The sequence below is a fragment of the Nostoc sp. FACHB-888 genome (assembly GCF_014696655.1).
GTDB lineage: Bacteria > Cyanobacteriota > Cyanobacteriia > Cyanobacteriales > Nostocaceae > Nostoc.
The window spans coordinates 35,056-51,136 of sequence record NZ_JACJQM010000030.1 but is presented as its reverse complement, the minus strand read 5'-3'; the positions used below and the strand labels follow the sequence as shown (position 1 = coordinate 51,136).

At 40.5% G+C, this 16,081-nt stretch carries 16 protein-coding genes; 6 read left to right on the top strand and 10 right to left on the bottom strand.

What is annotated here, in order from left to right; genetic code table 11:
* Positions 1 to 529 precede the first annotated feature (529 nt).
* From H6G26_RS19305 to H6G26_RS19295, 3 genes are all read right to left on the bottom strand, one after another.
* On the bottom strand, positions 530 to 2,932 hold the full coding sequence (locus tag H6G26_RS19305) for a tetratricopeptide repeat protein (protein WP_190730795.1): 2,403 nt from the start codon (positions 2,930 to 2,932) through the stop codon (positions 530 to 532).
* Positions 2,933 to 3,052: 120 nt separating this feature from the next.
* Positions 3,053 to 3,478, bottom strand: coding sequence for a PIN domain-containing protein (locus H6G26_RS19300; RefSeq protein ID WP_190730794.1), 426 nt, complete (start codon positions 3,476 to 3,478; stop codon positions 3,053 to 3,055).
* Complete coding sequence (locus H6G26_RS19295; RefSeq protein WP_190730793.1) at positions 3,465 to 3,728, bottom strand: hypothetical protein; 264 nt, start codon at positions 3,726 to 3,728, stop codon at positions 3,465 to 3,467. Before H6G26_RS19295 ends, H6G26_RS19300 begins: the two co-directional genes overlap by 14 nt.
* Before the next feature lie 94 nt (positions 3,729 to 3,822).
* Here H6G26_RS19295 and H6G26_RS19290 point away from each other — a divergent pair, with 94 nt between their 5' ends.
* Complete coding sequence (locus tag H6G26_RS19290; protein WP_190730792.1) at positions 3,823 to 4,503, top strand: Uma2 family endonuclease; 681 nt, start codon at positions 3,823 to 3,825, stop codon at positions 4,501 to 4,503.
* Positions 4,504 to 4,536: 33 nt separating this feature from the next.
* On the opposite strand, the gene H6G26_RS19285 is transcribed toward H6G26_RS19290, so the two are convergent.
* Entirely contained in the window at positions 4,537 to 5,214 is a 678-nt protein-coding gene (locus H6G26_RS19285) for a DUF262 domain-containing protein (protein ID WP_190730791.1), read from the bottom strand.
* Between the two features lie 12 nt (positions 5,215 to 5,226).
* Positions 5,227 to 6,045, bottom strand: a complete 819-nt coding sequence (locus tag H6G26_RS19280; protein WP_199326982.1) for a hypothetical protein — start codon at positions 6,043 to 6,045, stop codon at positions 5,227 to 5,229.
* Positions 6,046 to 6,296: 251 nt separating this feature from the next.
* On the opposite strand from H6G26_RS19280, the gene H6G26_RS19275 reads away from it, so the two are divergent.
* Positions 6,297 to 7,235 (top strand): ferritin-like domain-containing protein, encoded by a 939-nt coding sequence (locus H6G26_RS19275; protein WP_190730790.1) that lies wholly within the window; start codon positions 6,297 to 6,299, stop codon positions 7,233 to 7,235.
* A gap of 30 nt (positions 7,236 to 7,265) precedes the next feature.
* On the top strand, positions 7,266 to 8,024 hold the full coding sequence (locus tag H6G26_RS19270) for an isoprenyl transferase (RefSeq protein WP_190730789.1): 759 nt from the start codon (positions 7,266 to 7,268) through the stop codon (positions 8,022 to 8,024).
* 730 nt (positions 8,025 to 8,754) lie between these two features.
* Here H6G26_RS19270 and H6G26_RS19265 read toward each other — a convergent pair.
* Complete coding sequence (locus H6G26_RS19265; protein WP_190730788.1) at positions 8,755 to 8,919, bottom strand: hypothetical protein; 165 nt, start codon at positions 8,917 to 8,919, stop codon at positions 8,755 to 8,757.
* A 213-nt stretch (positions 8,920 to 9,132) separates the two neighbouring features.
* Positions 9,133 to 9,450, bottom strand: a complete 318-nt coding sequence (gene trxA / locus H6G26_RS19260; RefSeq protein WP_190730787.1) for a thioredoxin — start codon at positions 9,448 to 9,450, stop codon at positions 9,133 to 9,135.
* 370 nt (positions 9,451 to 9,820) lie between these two features.
* Between trxA and fabG the strand changes: the two genes are divergently transcribed.
* Positions 9,821 to 10,567 carry a 3-oxoacyl-[acyl-carrier-protein] reductase gene (gene fabG, locus H6G26_RS19255; protein ID WP_190730786.1) on the top strand — a complete coding sequence of 249 codons (747 nt, stop codon included), beginning with the start codon at positions 9,821 to 9,823 and terminating at the stop codon, positions 10,565 to 10,567.
* Between the two features lie 120 nt (positions 10,568 to 10,687).
* Here the strand turns inward: fabG and H6G26_RS19250 are convergent, their stop codons facing one another.
* A complete protein-coding gene (locus H6G26_RS19250) occupies positions 10,688 to 10,858 on the bottom strand; it encodes a hypothetical protein (RefSeq protein WP_190730785.1) in 171 nt (56 codons plus the stop codon).
* Positions 10,859 to 11,218: 360 nt separating this feature from the next.
* Positions 11,219 to 12,301, bottom strand: a complete 1,083-nt coding sequence (locus tag H6G26_RS19245; RefSeq protein ID WP_190730784.1) for an MraY family glycosyltransferase — start codon at positions 12,299 to 12,301, stop codon at positions 11,219 to 11,221.
* A gap of 157 nt (positions 12,302 to 12,458) precedes the next feature.
* Here H6G26_RS19245 and groL point away from each other — a divergent pair, with 157 nt between their 5' ends.
* Positions 12,459 to 14,141, top strand: a complete 1,683-nt coding sequence (groL, locus tag H6G26_RS19240) for a chaperonin GroEL (RefSeq protein WP_190730783.1) — start codon at positions 12,459 to 12,461, stop codon at positions 14,139 to 14,141.
* A gap of 27 nt (positions 14,142 to 14,168) precedes the next feature.
* Here the strand turns inward: groL and H6G26_RS42685 are convergent, their stop codons facing one another.
* The gene (locus tag H6G26_RS42685) at positions 14,169 to 14,672 is read right to left on the bottom strand and encodes a hypothetical protein (protein WP_242053797.1); all 504 of its coding nucleotides are present in this window, start codon (positions 14,670 to 14,672) and stop codon (positions 14,169 to 14,171) included.
* A 218-nt stretch (positions 14,673 to 14,890) separates the two neighbouring features.
* On the opposite strand from H6G26_RS42685, the gene corA reads away from it, so the two are divergent.
* Positions 14,891 to 16,033: a magnesium/cobalt transporter CorA gene (gene corA, locus H6G26_RS19230; RefSeq protein ID WP_190730782.1), complete on the top strand. Its 1,143-nt coding sequence runs from the start codon at positions 14,891 to 14,893 to the stop codon at positions 16,031 to 16,033.
* The last annotated feature ends 48 nt before the right edge of the window (positions 16,034 to 16,081 follow it).

Genomic DNA, 16,081 nt, shown 5'->3' with positions numbered 1-16,081 from the left:
ATTTTTATAGTATTAGTTGACTTGACTGACGCAGCAACTGACGAATTATCTCTACCATTTGACCAGATTTCCTTTGAGAGCGAAAGACATAGTAATTAGTAAAGCACAGCGTTAATTCAGCTACCATCTCAATTAACCAGACTAACAAGGGGCAAAATCTCCTTGTTAAAGGCAAACTTTTGCCACAGTGTACTAGTAATTAACAATGGTTTGTATAATCTCTAGTTTAGCTGAGGACTTGATTCTAAAATTAGACTTTAAGTTATACACGTATTTATTGACAATTTTTGACTTTTATGAATTAAAAAATTTGGCAATCAGATAACCCCATAACTAGTTGATATAGGAAGGTGAGATGAGCGATAGCGCTGTTTCTCCCACCGTAGGCGATCGCAAATAATTGTATGACGTGTATTATGGATATGCCTTGGTTTACCTAGAAATGAAGGAAAGGTGACATGAGCAATGATGGACGACAAGCTTTTGGCCGTCTACGCATACTTCAGCACTACAAAGCATGCATATCTACTCAATAATGGCAAGAATGGTTAACACAGCTTTGAGTCGTGCAGTTGGAAATTTTTTCAACTTGCTTCGGAGCTTTTATTTCAGTAAATAGCTGAATCGCTCGATTAAAATTCATTTGACTTTCATCAGGCTTTGCCATCTTTTGATAAGTTAAACCTAATTGAAAATAAGCTTCAGCTAGATCACACTTAGCACCTATTGTATCCAAAAGTTCGATTGCTTCTGTATGATGAGTAAAGGCTAATGCAAAATCTGCTTGTTGTCGATGGATTTCTGCTAAACCATTCAGTGTTTTTGCTTTTACCTGCATATAATGGCTCTTTTCAGCAAAAGTCAAAGCTTGGTGCAGTATTTGATTTGCTTTATAAAAATCTCCTAAATTTACATAGGTTTGACCCAAAATTTGCATGAAATAGACAAATCTTCCAGTTTGTTCTACCAGTTTTTCATTCGTAATATTTTGATAAGCTACATTTGCTAATGCAGATGAGGCATCACGTAAACCTAAATAAGAATATACTAAAGCTAAACACACTGAAGCTTTCTCTGCCCAGCTATGATGCTCGGTATTTTGAGCCAGATAAATTACTTGTTGGAATAACTTTGCGGCTGCCTCTAATTCCCCCAAATCTATTTTGTAAAGACCAATACTTAATAAAGAATCTACCTCTAGCATTCTCAGATAGTAAACTGAATGTTTATTTTCTGGCTGAGGTACAAGTGATTTGAGTGCTTGGGTTGCTAGATTAATAGTCTTTTGTTGACAAGTGATTGCTTGACTAATTTTACCTGTTATCCAATATAAATCACCCAATATATTATAAAGTTCGCTGAGATTTTGGTCATTTAGAATATTCTTAACAACTTGATTAATTGCAGTAAGTATAGGTTGAATTAAACCCATGCGATATAACGTACTACCAAGAGGTAAAAACTGCTGCCATTGATTATTTCTGCTTTTGAGAATGACTTTACCTGCCAACTCAAATTCGTGAATTTCTATGTAGTGATAATATGCTTCCAGAGCTTGCAAAGCATCCTTAAAGGATTCAATTTGTTTAACACTAGCTGTCCAAAATTCCGCGGCTTTGTGGTTGACAATTTCCCATTCATCACTCGGACGTAAACGCGCGATCGCTTCTTTCCGAATCACGGGATGCAACCAGTATTCACCCTTATCGCACTCCACCAAAGACCGATTTCTCAACGAGGCGATAATTTGGCGATGTTCAGCAGGTGGGACATCCCAAAGTAAACAAAACAATCCTTGTGATGGAATGGTGGGTATATCTTGATAACGATAACATCCCAAACGACAAAGCAGGCGATATGCTGGGGGATCAAGGACTTGTAAACGATTGATTTGACTAACCGCTAAATTTTTTAAGTCGGTTGCGGCTAACGGATCGGCATGATTTTCTTGCCAATAAAGAACCATGTCACCGTCAAAATCCTCCTGAATCGAACCATAGAGAATTCCCATTGCTTTAGCATTACCACCATAAGTGCGATGCATGATTTGCAAAGTTGACGAGTTGATCGCTAATCCACGGTTGCTAAAAAACTGTTGCCATGCCCTTTGATCCAAACCAGGAAGCCGATAGTGATTCACATTCAACCCAGGTTCACAAAGGCGATCGCGACTAGTAATCAAGGTAACAGACTGCACCCTAGCATCAGCCAAAACCCGCAATAGTTCTACATAGTTGCGGTGAGAAGCAATCAACCTACCTTGTTGATCCAATGCAGGTTCAAGATTGTCAATTAACACCCCAATCCGCCGATTGTGGAGTTGGCGCTTGAGTCGTCCCAAAGTTACCCCAAATTCTACCCCAGGTTCTTGATCAAAATCTTGTTTGAGCCATTCCTCTACTACTCGTTCGGCGGGGGTGATATTCTGCGTTTCCTTCGCCATCAGCAGTTCCAAAACCAACTCAAACCCCTGATGCAAATATTGCTGGGCTAGAGTGGTTTTGCCTAAGCCTCCCTCACCTTGAATGACAATGACTTTCGATCCCTGATTTACCAAAGTATTCAGGTGAGCGATCGCTTCTGTTCGTCCAATAAAATTGGTATCCTCTAATTTTGGGGTGGGTTGGGGCGATCGCGAGTAATCAATTAGACTAGATGATATTGCAGTAGTTTTTCTCAGAACTCGCTCCAAAGTAGCGCGACAATTACTTTTGGTAATCTTTTCTCGTAATACTTTAGAAAGCAGCTTCCATAACTGAGAACCAGCATCCTTGGCGTGTCCTTCCGTACAACCGTAAGAATGAGCGATATCCAAGTATTTTCTACCTAACCAAACTTGCACAAGAATCACTTTTTGCAAATCGCTCAACCGTTCCCCAGTCTGAGGAGGAATTATGGCGTCTAACCATGCTAATGCTGCTTCAGCGTCCATTGTGTAACGACAAGGGTAGTTCAGATTTTAGGGACAACTATAAATTACTTTACAGTTATGTTGCTGGAGTTTTCGGATAAGATTTTGTAAATCCGACTTTTTTCCCGACTTTTGCAAACTTTATTCAAAATTCAGCAGCAAGTTCTTGAAAGGATTGCTGTTATTCCAACGGTAGGTATTAAAGTCTCGTTGATCAACTGTCAAAATTCGCCCATGTCCCAGATGTTCTGCTAGAACAACCAGAGAAGCATCTGCCATATCCATTGGCAAATTGGCATATTTTTCCATGAGTTCAACTATGCGTGCAACATGGTGACTTTGTAAATCAAACACCTCAAATGCTTCCTGTGCAACCTCTCTCAAAAAAGTACATTGAGCATTATTACCACCTCCTCTGGCAAGAAGAAGGTAACAAGTTTCGGTAATTACAGGGTAAGTAGTGACTAGTGGTTCATTGAGAGCATTTAAAACTTGTAGTGCTAATTGATGGTATTGATCGTTTTGGTTCCCAAGTGCCACGAAAAAGCCAGTATCAGCGACGATCATACTTTTCTTGCATTAGCGATCGCACAATGGCTTTAGAATTAGCAGCTAAGTCAGTTTCTCCTTTGAAACAGCCGATAAATTTACTTTGCTTGAGTTTAGCTAACGGATCTGTTTTTTGTTGCTGAAGTTGTTGATAGCGCAGTTCAATCGAAGACTTAATTGCCTCTACTGTATCTTGGTCAGCCTCCTGTTGAATGTAGGCAAGCTTTTGAGCATATTCTTCATCTAGCTGAATATCAAAATTCTTCATCGCCGCTAACTTAGAACGTTTACCTAAAGTATATCGTCCGCGTCAAATCGTCTAGAATAAAACTCATTAGGTAACATCAGCACCATCATTACTTATGGTGAAATCAGACCCCCGTCAATTGCCTACTAGTGCTGAACTTCCCTGTTCAGACGATACCCCTGTGGATAACGAAGACCAAAACTTTATTCCCAACTTGCTTCTCTTTTTGCTGCAATACATTTGGGCAAATCGTAATGACTGGTTTTTCAGCGTAGATATGGGCGTTTACCATACCACAGGGGTTAGTCCACTTGTGCCAATTGTACCAGACGGATTTTTGAGCTTAGGTGTAGAACGCCGCAAGGCAGATAAATCTCGTAAAAGCTATGTTGTTTGGGAAGAAAATAACATAGTGCCTATCTTGGCTTTAGAAATTGTCTCCTTAACTCCGGGTGGAGAATACGACAAGAAATTAGATACTTATGCCAAGTTAGGGGTACTGTACTACATTATTTATAATCCAGAGTATTGGCAACGCGATCGTCACCAACCTTTTGAAGTTTATCGCTTAGTAGGTGGTAGCTATCAATTGCAAATTGGCGAACCTTTTTGGATGCCAGAAATTGGTTTGGGAATTGGTAGAGGGCAATACGTATCTGGTAATATCCAGCGTCAGGTTTTGTATTGGTATGACCAACAAGGAAAGCGCTATCAAACTCCAGAAGAACAGCTTGAATTAGCGCAAAAACAACTTGAACGTTATCGTCAGCAATTTGGGGAACTATCAGAAGGTTAAGCAGGGCAATAGCGAAACTCTCCTATAAGAAGTTCAATCTTTTTCAAGTTCAGACCTAGCTCTCAATATTTCGGCTTCAGTTAGACTTACTCCAGAACTGTTAAGTCTTTCAAAAACTGTTACCACATCTTTTGTATCTGTTCCAGTTATTTTCATAACTGGAATTGTATATTCCTGAAATCTACTATGCAGTTCGCTAGCAATATTTAAAATTTTTTCTGAATTGTTGTAGCTCATCAATTTAATTTGGCTATCAATGAACATTTCCGAGGAAAATATTGAAGATAAATGAATATATTTACCCGGAGAGCTATAACTGCTGTATTGAAGTAATTCTTCCTTTTCTATATCAAAAATTATATTAAACTTGCTAGCTTGTTCTAGAGCTTTCCAATGGAAGCAATTGTACAGCGATGAAAGCCTCTGTAGCCCATCAATAACATAGTTTATAGGATAATTATGCCGTGTTTCTAAATTTTCTACAGCCGGAAAGTTAGTAACACTTGGATCTGCTGTATCAAATATGTTTTCCCCAGACTCAAAAAATATTATAACTCCAATCGGAAATCCGTTATATACACTTTTTACTAAATCCAGTATATTTGCTGCATCCCACAAAAAATGTCTTTGAAAAGACGGCACTCTAATTACACCGTTATCGATAGCGCGAAACAGTTCAAAAAGCCTATAGTACATTAGAACTGGCTCCATGATTATCACCTATTATTCTTTTTCAAGGCTTTCACTATCTTCTTTACGACTATATTCTCGTAATTGAACTATGATAGCTTCCAAAAGATGTAGAGTATGACTTAGATATCCCGCTTTGAATTGATTTGATGTGTAATTCCATTTCCATTTAGATGCATCAATATCTATTTGTAACCTCTTCTGCTCATAAAATTGATGTGTTAAACTTCTTAGAACTTCTTGTAACTGTGTTGTTATCTGTATTTCCATTTCCACTTTTGATTCCTGTTTTTTCCAGTCTTTATCAATTAGCTCAACTTTAAAAATAACATAAAAGTGATATGCATAATAGCCATCATCCCTTGCCTGGCTATATTGTCTACTCTGTAAACCTAATTGGTTAGCATATGCGCTCAATTTGTCTGCAAGAAAACTAGGCCCATCAATAAATTTACATACTAATAATCCTCTTAGTCCATCATTGAAGCGTTTAAATAAGTTATCAGCTGTTACCCAACCTTTCTTGGGCGGTTCAGGGAAGCTTTTATTCAAGAGTATATTTTCCCTAAAAGATTTATCTAGTGCAGACTCATATGTTTTTGTTAGTAAATTTAATGTGGAGTTATCCATTAAAAGCTGAGAAGTAGTCTGATTCTTATACTCCTCTGACCATAAAGATAATTTTTCATCTAATCCTTTAAAAAAATCATGTTCTGAAACCGTATTAAAAAATGCCTGTAGATTTACTGTGTATATATTCTTTGAACGACTATCTTCAAAGTCAGTAAATAATACGTTTTTAGCCCACTCTGTATACTCTGTTATTGTTTTTGGTTTCTTTATTGAGTTCATATAACACTTAGCTATTTAGCATGATCGCTCTTTGCATTTGATGCATATAGCTTTCGGCATCTATTCACTAAAGCCCAGCATAACCTACCTATTCAAATATCTTACGTAAAAATTTTATACATTATTTAACCAACTTTTTACCCGACTTTTGCAACCCTATCACATAAAACTGCCGACTTCAGCCGACTGACAAAAGCAAGTGCGATCGCTTAGGCTATTGGGCATAGAGATAAAAATTTAAGTATAAAAATATGCTTAACACCCTCAGCCCACTTGCAGAAGACTTAGCAGGTCAAAGCTATCCCAGCCCTCACTACTTGCAAACACAGCGCCGCATTCGTTCACTCATAGATAGATATATTGCAGTCGAACAACTATACGATCGCCTGCAAGATTTACCGATACAGTTTGCCAATCCTCAACCGCGTCCCTGGAAACACATCGACTGGCAAACAATTAACCGCAATCAAATTATCGGCTTAGACGCAGAGGTATTTCTATCTATATTGATAGGTGCAATGGATACAGAAGCTCCCATTCGCGGCTATACCCAAACAAGTCGGCAGTATTTGGAAAAATTGCATCCTCAGATGGCTCGGTTTATTGGTGGAACTGTCGGTGAAAGTGGCGAATTGCTGGAACTTGGTTTGTGGGAAAAGGAAGAACGTCAGCACACACCCGCATTAATCAAAATCTACACCCAATTAACAGGCGAGAAAATTACCCCAAAACTTCGCACTGTTAGAAGCTATCTCCCTACAGATGACGCTTACGAAGACTTATATCGCCACGGCTTACACCGCATTGCCACAGAATACGGTGCTACCTGTCTTTATATTTGGTTGATGGCTCATACTACTGGCGCACTCCAGGATGTTTTAGAGGAACTAGCACAGGATGAAATCAACCACATGACCAAATTCTGGGGGTTTGGAGTCTGGACTTTCCCTAATACTGGATTGATGCGAATTGGACGCACGCTAATCAAAACGCGATCGCAAAACTATCAACGCAACAACCTGATCCGTACCCTCCGCCGCATGATGGGTACACTCAACTGGAATACTTGGTCATTGACTAACAAAACAACTCTCTTCTTCACCTTCACCTACACAATGCATCGTCTGTGGAGTTGGAACAACACACTCACACCAGAGTATTTGCAAGATTTATTTGAAACTACTCATTAGTAAAAATAAATGACAAAGGACAAATAACAAATGACAAATGACAAATCAAAATTACCCACCGATTTAAATCCCCAAAAAATACCCCAACATATCGCTGTCATCATGGATGGTAACGGACGATGGGCAACCAGTCGAGGATTACCGCGCATTGCTGGACATCGCCAAGGAGCAAAGACACTCAAAGAACTATTGCGTTGCTGCAAAGATTGGGGAGTTAAAGCGTTGACAGCATACGCTTTCTCAACAGAAAATTGGCAGCGTCCTGTTGAAGAAGTGGATTTTCTAATGCATTTGTTTGAGCGATTACTACACCGCGAGTTGGCCCAGATGCATCAAGAAGGAGTACGAATCTCATTTATTGGAGATTTATCGGCTTTACCCAAGTCTCTACAGACGGAAATGGAACGTTCAATGACAGAGACGTTGAACAATCAAGCAATCCACTTTACTGTTGCAGTCAACTACGGGAGCCGCAACGAAATTACCAGAGTTTGCCGTCAAGTAGCTCAACTCGTGCAACAGGGTGAACTTAGTCCCCAAGAAGTGAATGAAAGTCTTGTAGAACAACATCTCTACACAGCAGATACTCCAGAACCCGATTTACTGATTCGTACTAGTGGTGAGATGCGATTGAGTAATTTTCTCCTGTGGCAAATGGCGTATACAGAGATGTATTTCACCGATATTCTTTGGCCAGATTTTAATAGAGAAGCATTTTATCAAGCTTTGTTGAGCTACCAAAGACGCGATCGCCGTTTTGGTCAAGTTAAAGCTTCAGTGTCAGCTTAGTGTACTAAACACCAGACATCGCCTCAAAATTAAACCGGATTTTTGCCATGAAGGATAAAGTAAAAGCACCCACATAACCCGGATGGTATATGAGCGCTAACAAATAAAAACATTATTGAGGATAATCTATCTGCTATGACAGACCGAAGTAACTATAAGAATAGCAGGCGGTGGGTAAATAAACTGCAAGGGTAGTTACAAATGTTTTGTTAAAAATACTACTTACTGTCAGATATTGTTTATTTTGCTAAAATGTGATATGCAAAATTGATACGATGTCTAGGTTAGGCTACGCCTAAGCTAAACCTGACACTTGGACTATCTTTAATTACTTCACGATCAAATATTTTGAACATCGTAGAGTCGGTTTCTGTATCTAACTTCCTACCCTTTTTCTACCAATAGTTCCTGTAATTTTCTGTAATCAACACCAGAAGTATGAGATACAAGAGTTAATGCTGCTGCTAATTGAGACAATCATATATCCACACCATAACTAGCAAGTAGATATCCTCCCAAAATTAACACTCTTAAAAAGGAGCGTCGAAGATAAAATAATGACTAATAAATAAATAAGTAGAAGTTCGGTAAATGATTATTAATGTTATTTGATATTTGACAAAAATATGGTTGATTTGCCCAAAATCTGTTGTGCAAAACAGGTACGATGCCTACGCTACGCCTACGCTACGCTAAAAATAAACTGCGTAGACATTGCTCTACACATAACCTAATTGTTTCTTTTGCCTGGGTTATCGCTTTGATTTGAAGGTTGGTACTTCTTTATAACCTGCTCAATCTGATAAGTTACCGCATTTATTCTATGTTGAACTTTATCAAAATCAATATTCACCCAAATATAGGCTTTATCAAATCTTTTCTGCTTGTTATTCATAGATTTTTTGGCTTGTCAAGATATTTTATTATATCTATACAATATAGCCATCTCAATTTTTAAACTACATTCTCTAGACATATAAGTAGATATGCTTAATATTTACTTAAGATTTTACACGGTGATTCTTAGGGCTACAGCTATGCACCCCCACTAAAAAAGACGCGATATTTCGCGCCTCTGGCGGCTAAAATCCAAATTTTAAGTGTTAGCTTAAACCTTTGCTTGTAGATATTGCACCAACTGCGGTGCTTGCATGACTCCCTCTATCCGATCCACAGGCTGACCCTGCTTAAATAGTACTAAGGTTGGTAGAGCGGAAATTTTATATTGACTGGCTAAATCTGTGTATTTTTCCGTGTCGATTTTGACAATCCGCAGGCGATCCTTAAGTTGGGCATTGACTTGCTCTAAAATTGGCACCATCATTTGACATGGGCCACACCAGTCAGCATAAAAATCTACTAATACAGGTACATCAGAAGCAGACAGCATCTCTTCAAAGCTGTTAAATTGCTTTTTAGTTGCCATGTGATACAGACCGATTTTCAATTGTTTGTTTTAATAATAATTCTTAGAAAATAAAAGCGGTATAGGTTCATGGGTTTTTGTTGGGAAAGGATTAGATTAATAAATATAGACTGATTCACAAGCCAAAAATCTTAAATAATTATAATAAAAGACGTATGTTGTTTATATTTGTGTATATGCATTAGATAAGAGTACGCTATCGCGTCGCAGCTATAAATTAAATCAACAATATATATATTGCTTGAATTTATTCATCTCTTAACAGAGAAATAACTATAGATATTTACTTATCTAGACAATATTCATTCAGATGTTCCCTAAATCACCATAAGATAATTAGCGCGGTATTTTTAAGATTGAGGAACATCAAATGACACTATTACAAGATAAAGTCGCAATTGTCACAGGTGCATCACGAGGAATTGGGCGAGCGATCGCAATTGAATTAGCTACACAGGGAGCGATCGCAGTTGTTAATTATGCCAGTTCGAGTGCAGCTGCTGAGGCAGTTGTTACAGAAATTACAAGTGCGGGAGGTCAAGCGATCGCTATCCAAGCAGACGTTTCTAAAAGCGATCAAGTAGACACACTAGTTAACACCGTCATAGAAAAGTTCAGCCGTGTGGATATTTTGGTCAACAATGCAGGTATTACCCGCGACACGCTACTTTTACGTTTGAAGCCAGAAGATTGGCAAGCTGTGATAGACCTTAATCTAACTGGTGTTTTCTTATGTACACGCGCCGCCAGTAAAATTATGCTCAAGCAGCGATCGGGGCGAATTATCAACATTACCTCCGTTGCTGGGCAAATGGGCAACCCAGGCCAGTCAAACTACAGCGCCGCCAAAGCAGGTGTAATCGGCTTCACTAAAAGCGTTGCCAAAGAACTAGCTACTCGTGGCATCACCGTTAACGCCGTCGCCCCTGGATTCATCACCACCGACATGACCAGCGATCTTAACAACCCCGAAGATATTCTCAAATACATCCCACTCGGCCGTTTCGGTCAGCCCGAAGAAGTCGCTGGGATGGTGCGCTTCCTTGCTGCCGATCCCGCTGCCACCTACATCACCGGACAAGTCTTTAATGTCGATGGCGGTATGGTAATGGCCTAAATAGTTCTGAGTTAGTAATTTTTGTAGGGTGCGTTAGCCTACAGCGTAACGCACCAATTTTATCTGGCGATCGCCGATTTAGGGACTTCCAAGAAATCTTCAGCTAATTATCAAACACCCCTAAAATGCCCTTTTAACAGTTACTTTCTCATTGTTAACCACAATGGCATCAGCCCTGCCATCTCCGGTAACATCAGCAAAGAATGTTCCCCGGCTTCCGAAATAGAGATTCTGCGCCCAGGATTCGTTAAGATTGAATTGCGCTTGTGCTGGACTTCCAAGCGTTGACAAAAGCACAACAGCAGCATATTAGCTTTACACTTGTTTTTTTGATTGGTTATGTTGAAGTAGATAGAATTTATGCATGAACAAAAGTTGATTCTGAGTGTTCAGCCCAAGCTTTAGCTTAGGATATCTAAGAAAGATAACTTTCTAGGTAAAAGTATAATTTTTACAATAGTTTCTAAATATTAAATATTAATTATTAATATCAATAATTACATCAAGGAAATAAACTCTATCAAGGGTGCAATGTAGTGCTAGTAGGTACTTCATACATAAATAATTTCTTAAAAAATCTATATCATATTTTGCCACAGTAGAAAATAAACCATAGTAGGGCTAGCACTGCAATGCCCACCCTACAAGCGATTAAGGTTGTTGATGTATCCTTTGCCAGATAGTAAAACCCAAAAGAATGATAATGCTACTGGCGGTAGTCAGTATTACAGCCACACTCATACCTTGTATTCTCATCGCCAGCAAGTTGAAAACTAAGGTAATTGACCAAAGTGTGAACGCAGCATGGCGCTGGGAGAGTCCCCAAGCAAGTAAGCGGTGGTGCAGGTGGTCTTTACCAGGAGTACTCAGAGGGTTATTTCCTGCTAGTAGCCGCCGCACAAATACTTGAGTGGTGTCTAATACTGGCAACAACAGAAATAAAATTGTGGGAATTAACGCATAAACTGTGTTTTGTTGCAGTTTGCCTAAAATACTAGTTGCTGCCAGTACATAGCCGAAAAAGTATGCTCCGGCATCACCCATAATAATCCGCGAGGGGTGAAAGTTGTGACGTAAAAATCCTAGTGCAGCACCTGCTAAGGCTGCTAATACCAAAATTGCCGCTGCACGATTGTTAAATTGGGCTGCAACCCCCAACAAACTCATGGCGGTAATAAAGCTGATTCCTCCCGCCAAACCATCCATACCATCCATCAAGTTGATGGCGTTGGTAATCCCTACTACCCATAGTACTGTTAACGACATGGACAGCAGCGAGTCGATGGGGGTGCCAAACATAACTCTGACACTGATCCCATTAGCTACCAGCAACAGTGCCGTGATAATTTGTGCCCACAATCGAACAGAGGGCGGTAAGCCGAACTGATCATCGATAAAGCCCACAAGAACTAATATCGAACCCCCTAACAGAATAGTCAGTACCTGAGCCAGTACGTTTTGGAGTTCGATAGGTCGTAAAAGGCTAGCTAATACCAGTGCGGCAATTACACCTGCGTAGATAGCTAGCCCCCCTGCATTAGGCAAAGGTTCTCGGTTGAGTCGCCGTGCATTGGGTTGGTCAGCCCAACCTACCCGCAAGGCGAATTTGCGTACTGTCGGAATTAAACGCCACGTTACAAGCCAAGCCAAGAGAAACGTAAATACTACCGCCAACCAGCCGGTGCCGCTAGGGTCGGCAATACCGAGGGACTTAAGGGAGTTGTCTAGATTCATCTCCCAATTCAAGCATTACTGCCTGTATCTAATATGAGCATCACCTGTATATTAATCAATTTTTTTATTTCCATTTGTAACTTGAGCCGCTTGGGAGATTAGCACTCTTGCCCTGTGAGTGCTAAATTGTCTAATGGAAGCGCTAGAGAAATAAAACATGGCGAAAATTATTGCATTTGACGAGGAATCGCGGCGAGCTCTAGAAAGGGGTGTTAACGCCCTTGCCGATGCCGTAAAAATCACCTTGGGGCCCAAAGGTCGCAATGTCCTTTTAGAGAAAAAATTTGGCGCACCTCAAATTGTCAACGATGGTATCACTGTTGCCAAGGAAATTGAATTAGAAGATCCTTTGGAAAACACAGGTGCCAGACTCATCCAAGAAGTGGCATCAAAGACTAAAGATGTTGCTGGAGATGGTACCACCACTGCTACTGTTTTGGCACAGGCCTTGATTCGGGAAGGTTTGAAGAATGTCGCTGCGGGTAGCAACCCAGTTAGCTTAAAGCGCGGGATCGACAAAACTATTGAGGCACTGGTACAAGAAATTGCCAACATAGCCAAGCCAGTAGAAGGAAGTGCGATCGCTCAAGTTGCCACTGTCTCTGCTGGTAACGATGAAGAAGTTGGTCAAATGTTAGCCCAAGCAATGGAAAAAGTCACCAAAGATGGTGTCATTACCGTTGAAGAATCTAAATCTCTAACCACTGAACTAGAGGTAGTTGAGGGGATGCAGATTGACAGGGGTTACATTTCACCCTACTTTGTCACCAACAACGAGCGGCAAATCGTGGAATTTGAAAACGCCCGGATCTTGGTTACTGACAAAAAAATCAGCAGTATCCAAGATTTAGTGCCGATTTTGGAAAAAGTCGCCCGTTCTGGTCAGCCCTTGCTGATCATCGCTGAAGATGTCGAAGGTGATGCTTTGGCAACTTTGGTGGTGAACAAAGCGCGGGGTGTACTTGCTGTAGCTGCAATCAAAGCGCCTGGGTTTGGCGATCGCCGCAAAGCTTTGTTAGAAGATATTGCTATTCTCACCGATGGACAGTTGATTTCTGAAGAAATCGGCTTAAGTCTAGATACTGCTTCTCTAGAAGCTTTGGGAACTGCTCGCAAAATCACCATTGACAAAGAAAGCACCACTATTGTAGCTGGCAGTGTTACCAAGCCAGAAGTACAAAAGCGGATTGGTCAAATTCGCAGGCAGTTGGAAGAAACCGATTCTGAGTACGATCAAGAAAAACTGCAAGAACGCATCGCCAAGCTCGCTGGCGGTGTGGCAGTAATCAAAGTGGGTGCGGCAACCGAAACCGAACTCAAAGACCGGAAACTGCGGATTGAAGACGCGCTGAACGCTACTAAAGCTGCTGTGGAAGAAGGTATTGTTCCTGGTGGTGGGACAACTCTAATTCACTTAGCTAAGAAGATACAAGAGATTAAAAACACCCTGGAAAATGAAGAAGAAAAGATTGGGGCTGATATAGTCGGACGAGCGCTAGAAGCTCCCTTGCGTCAAATAGCAGATAACGCTGGTGCTGAAGGTTCTGTTATCGTCTCTATAGTCCGAGATAGCGACTTCAACATTGGCTACAACGCTGCTACTGGTGAATTTGAAGACTTAATCGCTGCTGGTATTATCGACCCTGCCAAAGTCGTGCGTTCAGCTTTGCAAAACGCTGGTTCCATTGCTGGTTTGGTCTTAACTACCGAAGCGATCGTTGTTGAAAAGCCGGAGAAGAGATCCGCTGCTCCTGCCCCTGATATGGGTGGCATGGGTGGTATGGGCGGCATGGGCGGCATGGGCGGCATGGGTGGCATGGGCGGCATGGGTATGTTCTAACTTTTCCTCACCCAAATAAATATTTTTTCAGCAGTTTGTCTTGCCAAGGCAAACTGTTTTTTTGTAGCATTGCTGATTCAGAGGCAATATGAAGTGTATCGCGCAGTCCATAGCAGCTTCTGCTTTCCCTGTAAGAGCTTCCGGTTTCCCTGGAGCAGCTTCCGCTTTAACATTTCCGTGTATCGCGCAGTCTGTAGCAGCTTCTGCTTTCCCTGTAGCAGCTTCCGCTTTAACGTTTCCGTGTATCGCGCAGTCTGTAGCAGCTTCTGCTTTCCCTGTAGCAGCTTCCGCTTTAACGTTTCCGTGTATCGCGCAGTCTGTAGCAGCTTCCACTTTGACATTTCCGTGTATCGCGCAGTCTGTAGCAGCTTCCACTTTTCCTGTAAGAACTTCTGCTTGCCCTGTAGCAATTTTTGCCTTAACCTTACTAAGTCCTGAGTGAAAAAAAAGTAGGAGCGGGTTCACTCTACAAATTTCTAACGCATCCAAGTTTTTTATCAACTCGCCTTTAGTTGGTTCTTGTGGAGCCACTGTGGTTATGAGAGGGAAAGAGGGAGGATTGAAAATTGGTGAAATTGCTCAAATTTTAGTCTTTTTAAGACAGATTAAATCGGATGACTAGAAAAATTACCTTCTTTGCATTAAATTTTGTAAAATTGCGTGTAAATAGTTAGTTTTCATTGGTCAACTATTTTTACCAATGAGCAATGACTAATAATTAATGACTAATAACTATTAGGTAATATTTCATGCCCCGAAAACTGCGTCCTTTTCCCAAAATAGCAACTAGGCCATACGAAGATGAGTTTTATCACCAACCAGGGACTGTACCTGGAACCATTTTTATTGATGCAGATGCTCCAGCACCAATAATTTTCTTGATCGACTATAACCAAACCGATTTCATCCGCGAACAAATAGCAACCCCAGAGGAGTGTGTTCCATATCTTGATAGGGAATCCATTTCTTGGGTAGACGTGCAAGGTTTAGGCAGTCAAGACATATTACAACGATTGGGTAACGTTTTTAAGTTACATCCTTTAGTTTTAGAAGATGTAGTCAATGTACCGGAGCGTCCCAAAACAGAGGATTATGAAGACCAATTGCTATTTATTTCCCGCATGGTAGTACCAAAGGAAAGAACATGTGGTTTTTACAATGAGCAAGTGAGTTTGATATTAGGTAAAAATTATTTGCTGACAGTCCAAGAGGAACCAGAACATGATTGTTTTGAAGGAGTGCGATCGCGAATTGAAAAAAACAAAGGGATCATTCGCAAACAGGGAGCCGATTATTTAGCATACGCCGTGTTAGATGCGATTATTGATGGCTTTTTCCCAGTACTAGAGCTTTATGGAGAGCGAATCGAAGAGTTAGAGCAGGAAGTAATAGTTAAACCTACTCCGCAAACACTACAAAATATTTATCAAATTCGGCGAGAATTACTGCAATTACGTCGTGCTATCTGGCCCCAGCGAGATGCAATTAATTCTTTAATTCGAGATGGCAGCGAACTGATTGGTGAAGAGGTAATAATTTACTTGCGAGATTGTTATGACCATACAGTGCAAGTAATGGATATGGTGGAAACTTATCGAGAACTAGCATCTGGATTAATGGATGTGTATCTTTCGGCAGTGAGCAACAAAATGAATGAAATTATGAAGGTGCTAACGGTAATTTCATCAATATTTATTCCATTGACTTTTGTGGCCGGAATCTATGGTATGAATTTCAATACTGAAAAATCGCCATATAATATGCCTGAGTTGAATTGGTATTGGGGCTACCCACTTTGCTTGGCAGTTATGGGAGCGATCGCAGTTGGATTGCTATTGTTTTTTTGGCGGCGAGGCTGGCTGCAAAATTCTGTAACAATCAAGCGTAATTAAAAATCTTAGATGGATCATAAGTCAAATATATATTCATTAACATCGGGA

What these genes read in the sequence shown, in the direction of transcription:
- H6G26_RS19305 (WP_190730795.1), bottom strand. Translation starts at nt 2,932, where the DNA reads ATGGACGCTGAAGCAGCATTAGCATGGTTAGACGCCATAATTCCTCCT.
- H6G26_RS19300 (WP_190730794.1), bottom strand. Translation starts at nt 3,478, where the DNA reads ATGATCGTCGCTGATACTGGCTTTTTCGTGGCACTTGGGAACCAAAAC.
- H6G26_RS19295 (WP_190730793.1), bottom strand. Translation starts at nt 3,728, where the DNA reads ATGAAGAATTTTGATATTCAGCTAGATGAAGAATATGCTCAAAAGCTT.
- H6G26_RS19290 (WP_190730792.1), top strand. Translation starts at nt 3,823, where the DNA reads ATGGTGAAATCAGACCCCCGTCAATTGCCTACTAGTGCTGAACTTCCC.
- H6G26_RS19285 (WP_190730791.1), bottom strand. Translation starts at nt 5,214, where the DNA reads ATGGAGCCAGTTCTAATGTACTATAGGCTTTTTGAACTGTTTCGCGCT.
- H6G26_RS19280 (WP_199326982.1), bottom strand. Translation starts at nt 6,045, where the DNA reads ATGAACTCAATAAAGAAACCAAAAACAATAACAGAGTATACAGAGTGG.
- H6G26_RS19275 (WP_190730790.1), top strand. Translation starts at nt 6,297, where the DNA reads ATGCTTAACACCCTCAGCCCACTTGCAGAAGACTTAGCAGGTCAAAGC.
- H6G26_RS19270 (WP_190730789.1), top strand. Translation starts at nt 7,266, where the DNA reads ATGACAAATGACAAATCAAAATTACCCACCGATTTAAATCCCCAAAAA.
- H6G26_RS19265 (WP_190730788.1), bottom strand. Translation starts at nt 8,919, where the DNA reads ATGAATAACAAGCAGAAAAGATTTGATAAAGCCTATATTTGGGTGAAT.
- trxA (WP_190730787.1), bottom strand. Translation starts at nt 9,450, where the DNA reads ATGGCAACTAAAAAGCAATTTAACAGCTTTGAAGAGATGCTGTCTGCT.
- fabG (WP_190730786.1), top strand. Translation starts at nt 9,821, where the DNA reads ATGACACTATTACAAGATAAAGTCGCAATTGTCACAGGTGCATCACGA.
- H6G26_RS19245 (WP_190730784.1), bottom strand. Translation starts at nt 12,301, where the DNA reads ATGAATCTAGACAACTCCCTTAAGTCCCTCGGTATTGCCGACCCTAGC.
- groL (WP_190730783.1), top strand. Translation starts at nt 12,459, where the DNA reads ATGGCGAAAATTATTGCATTTGACGAGGAATCGCGGCGAGCTCTAGAA.
- corA (WP_190730782.1), top strand. Translation starts at nt 14,891, where the DNA reads ATGCCCCGAAAACTGCGTCCTTTTCCCAAAATAGCAACTAGGCCATAC.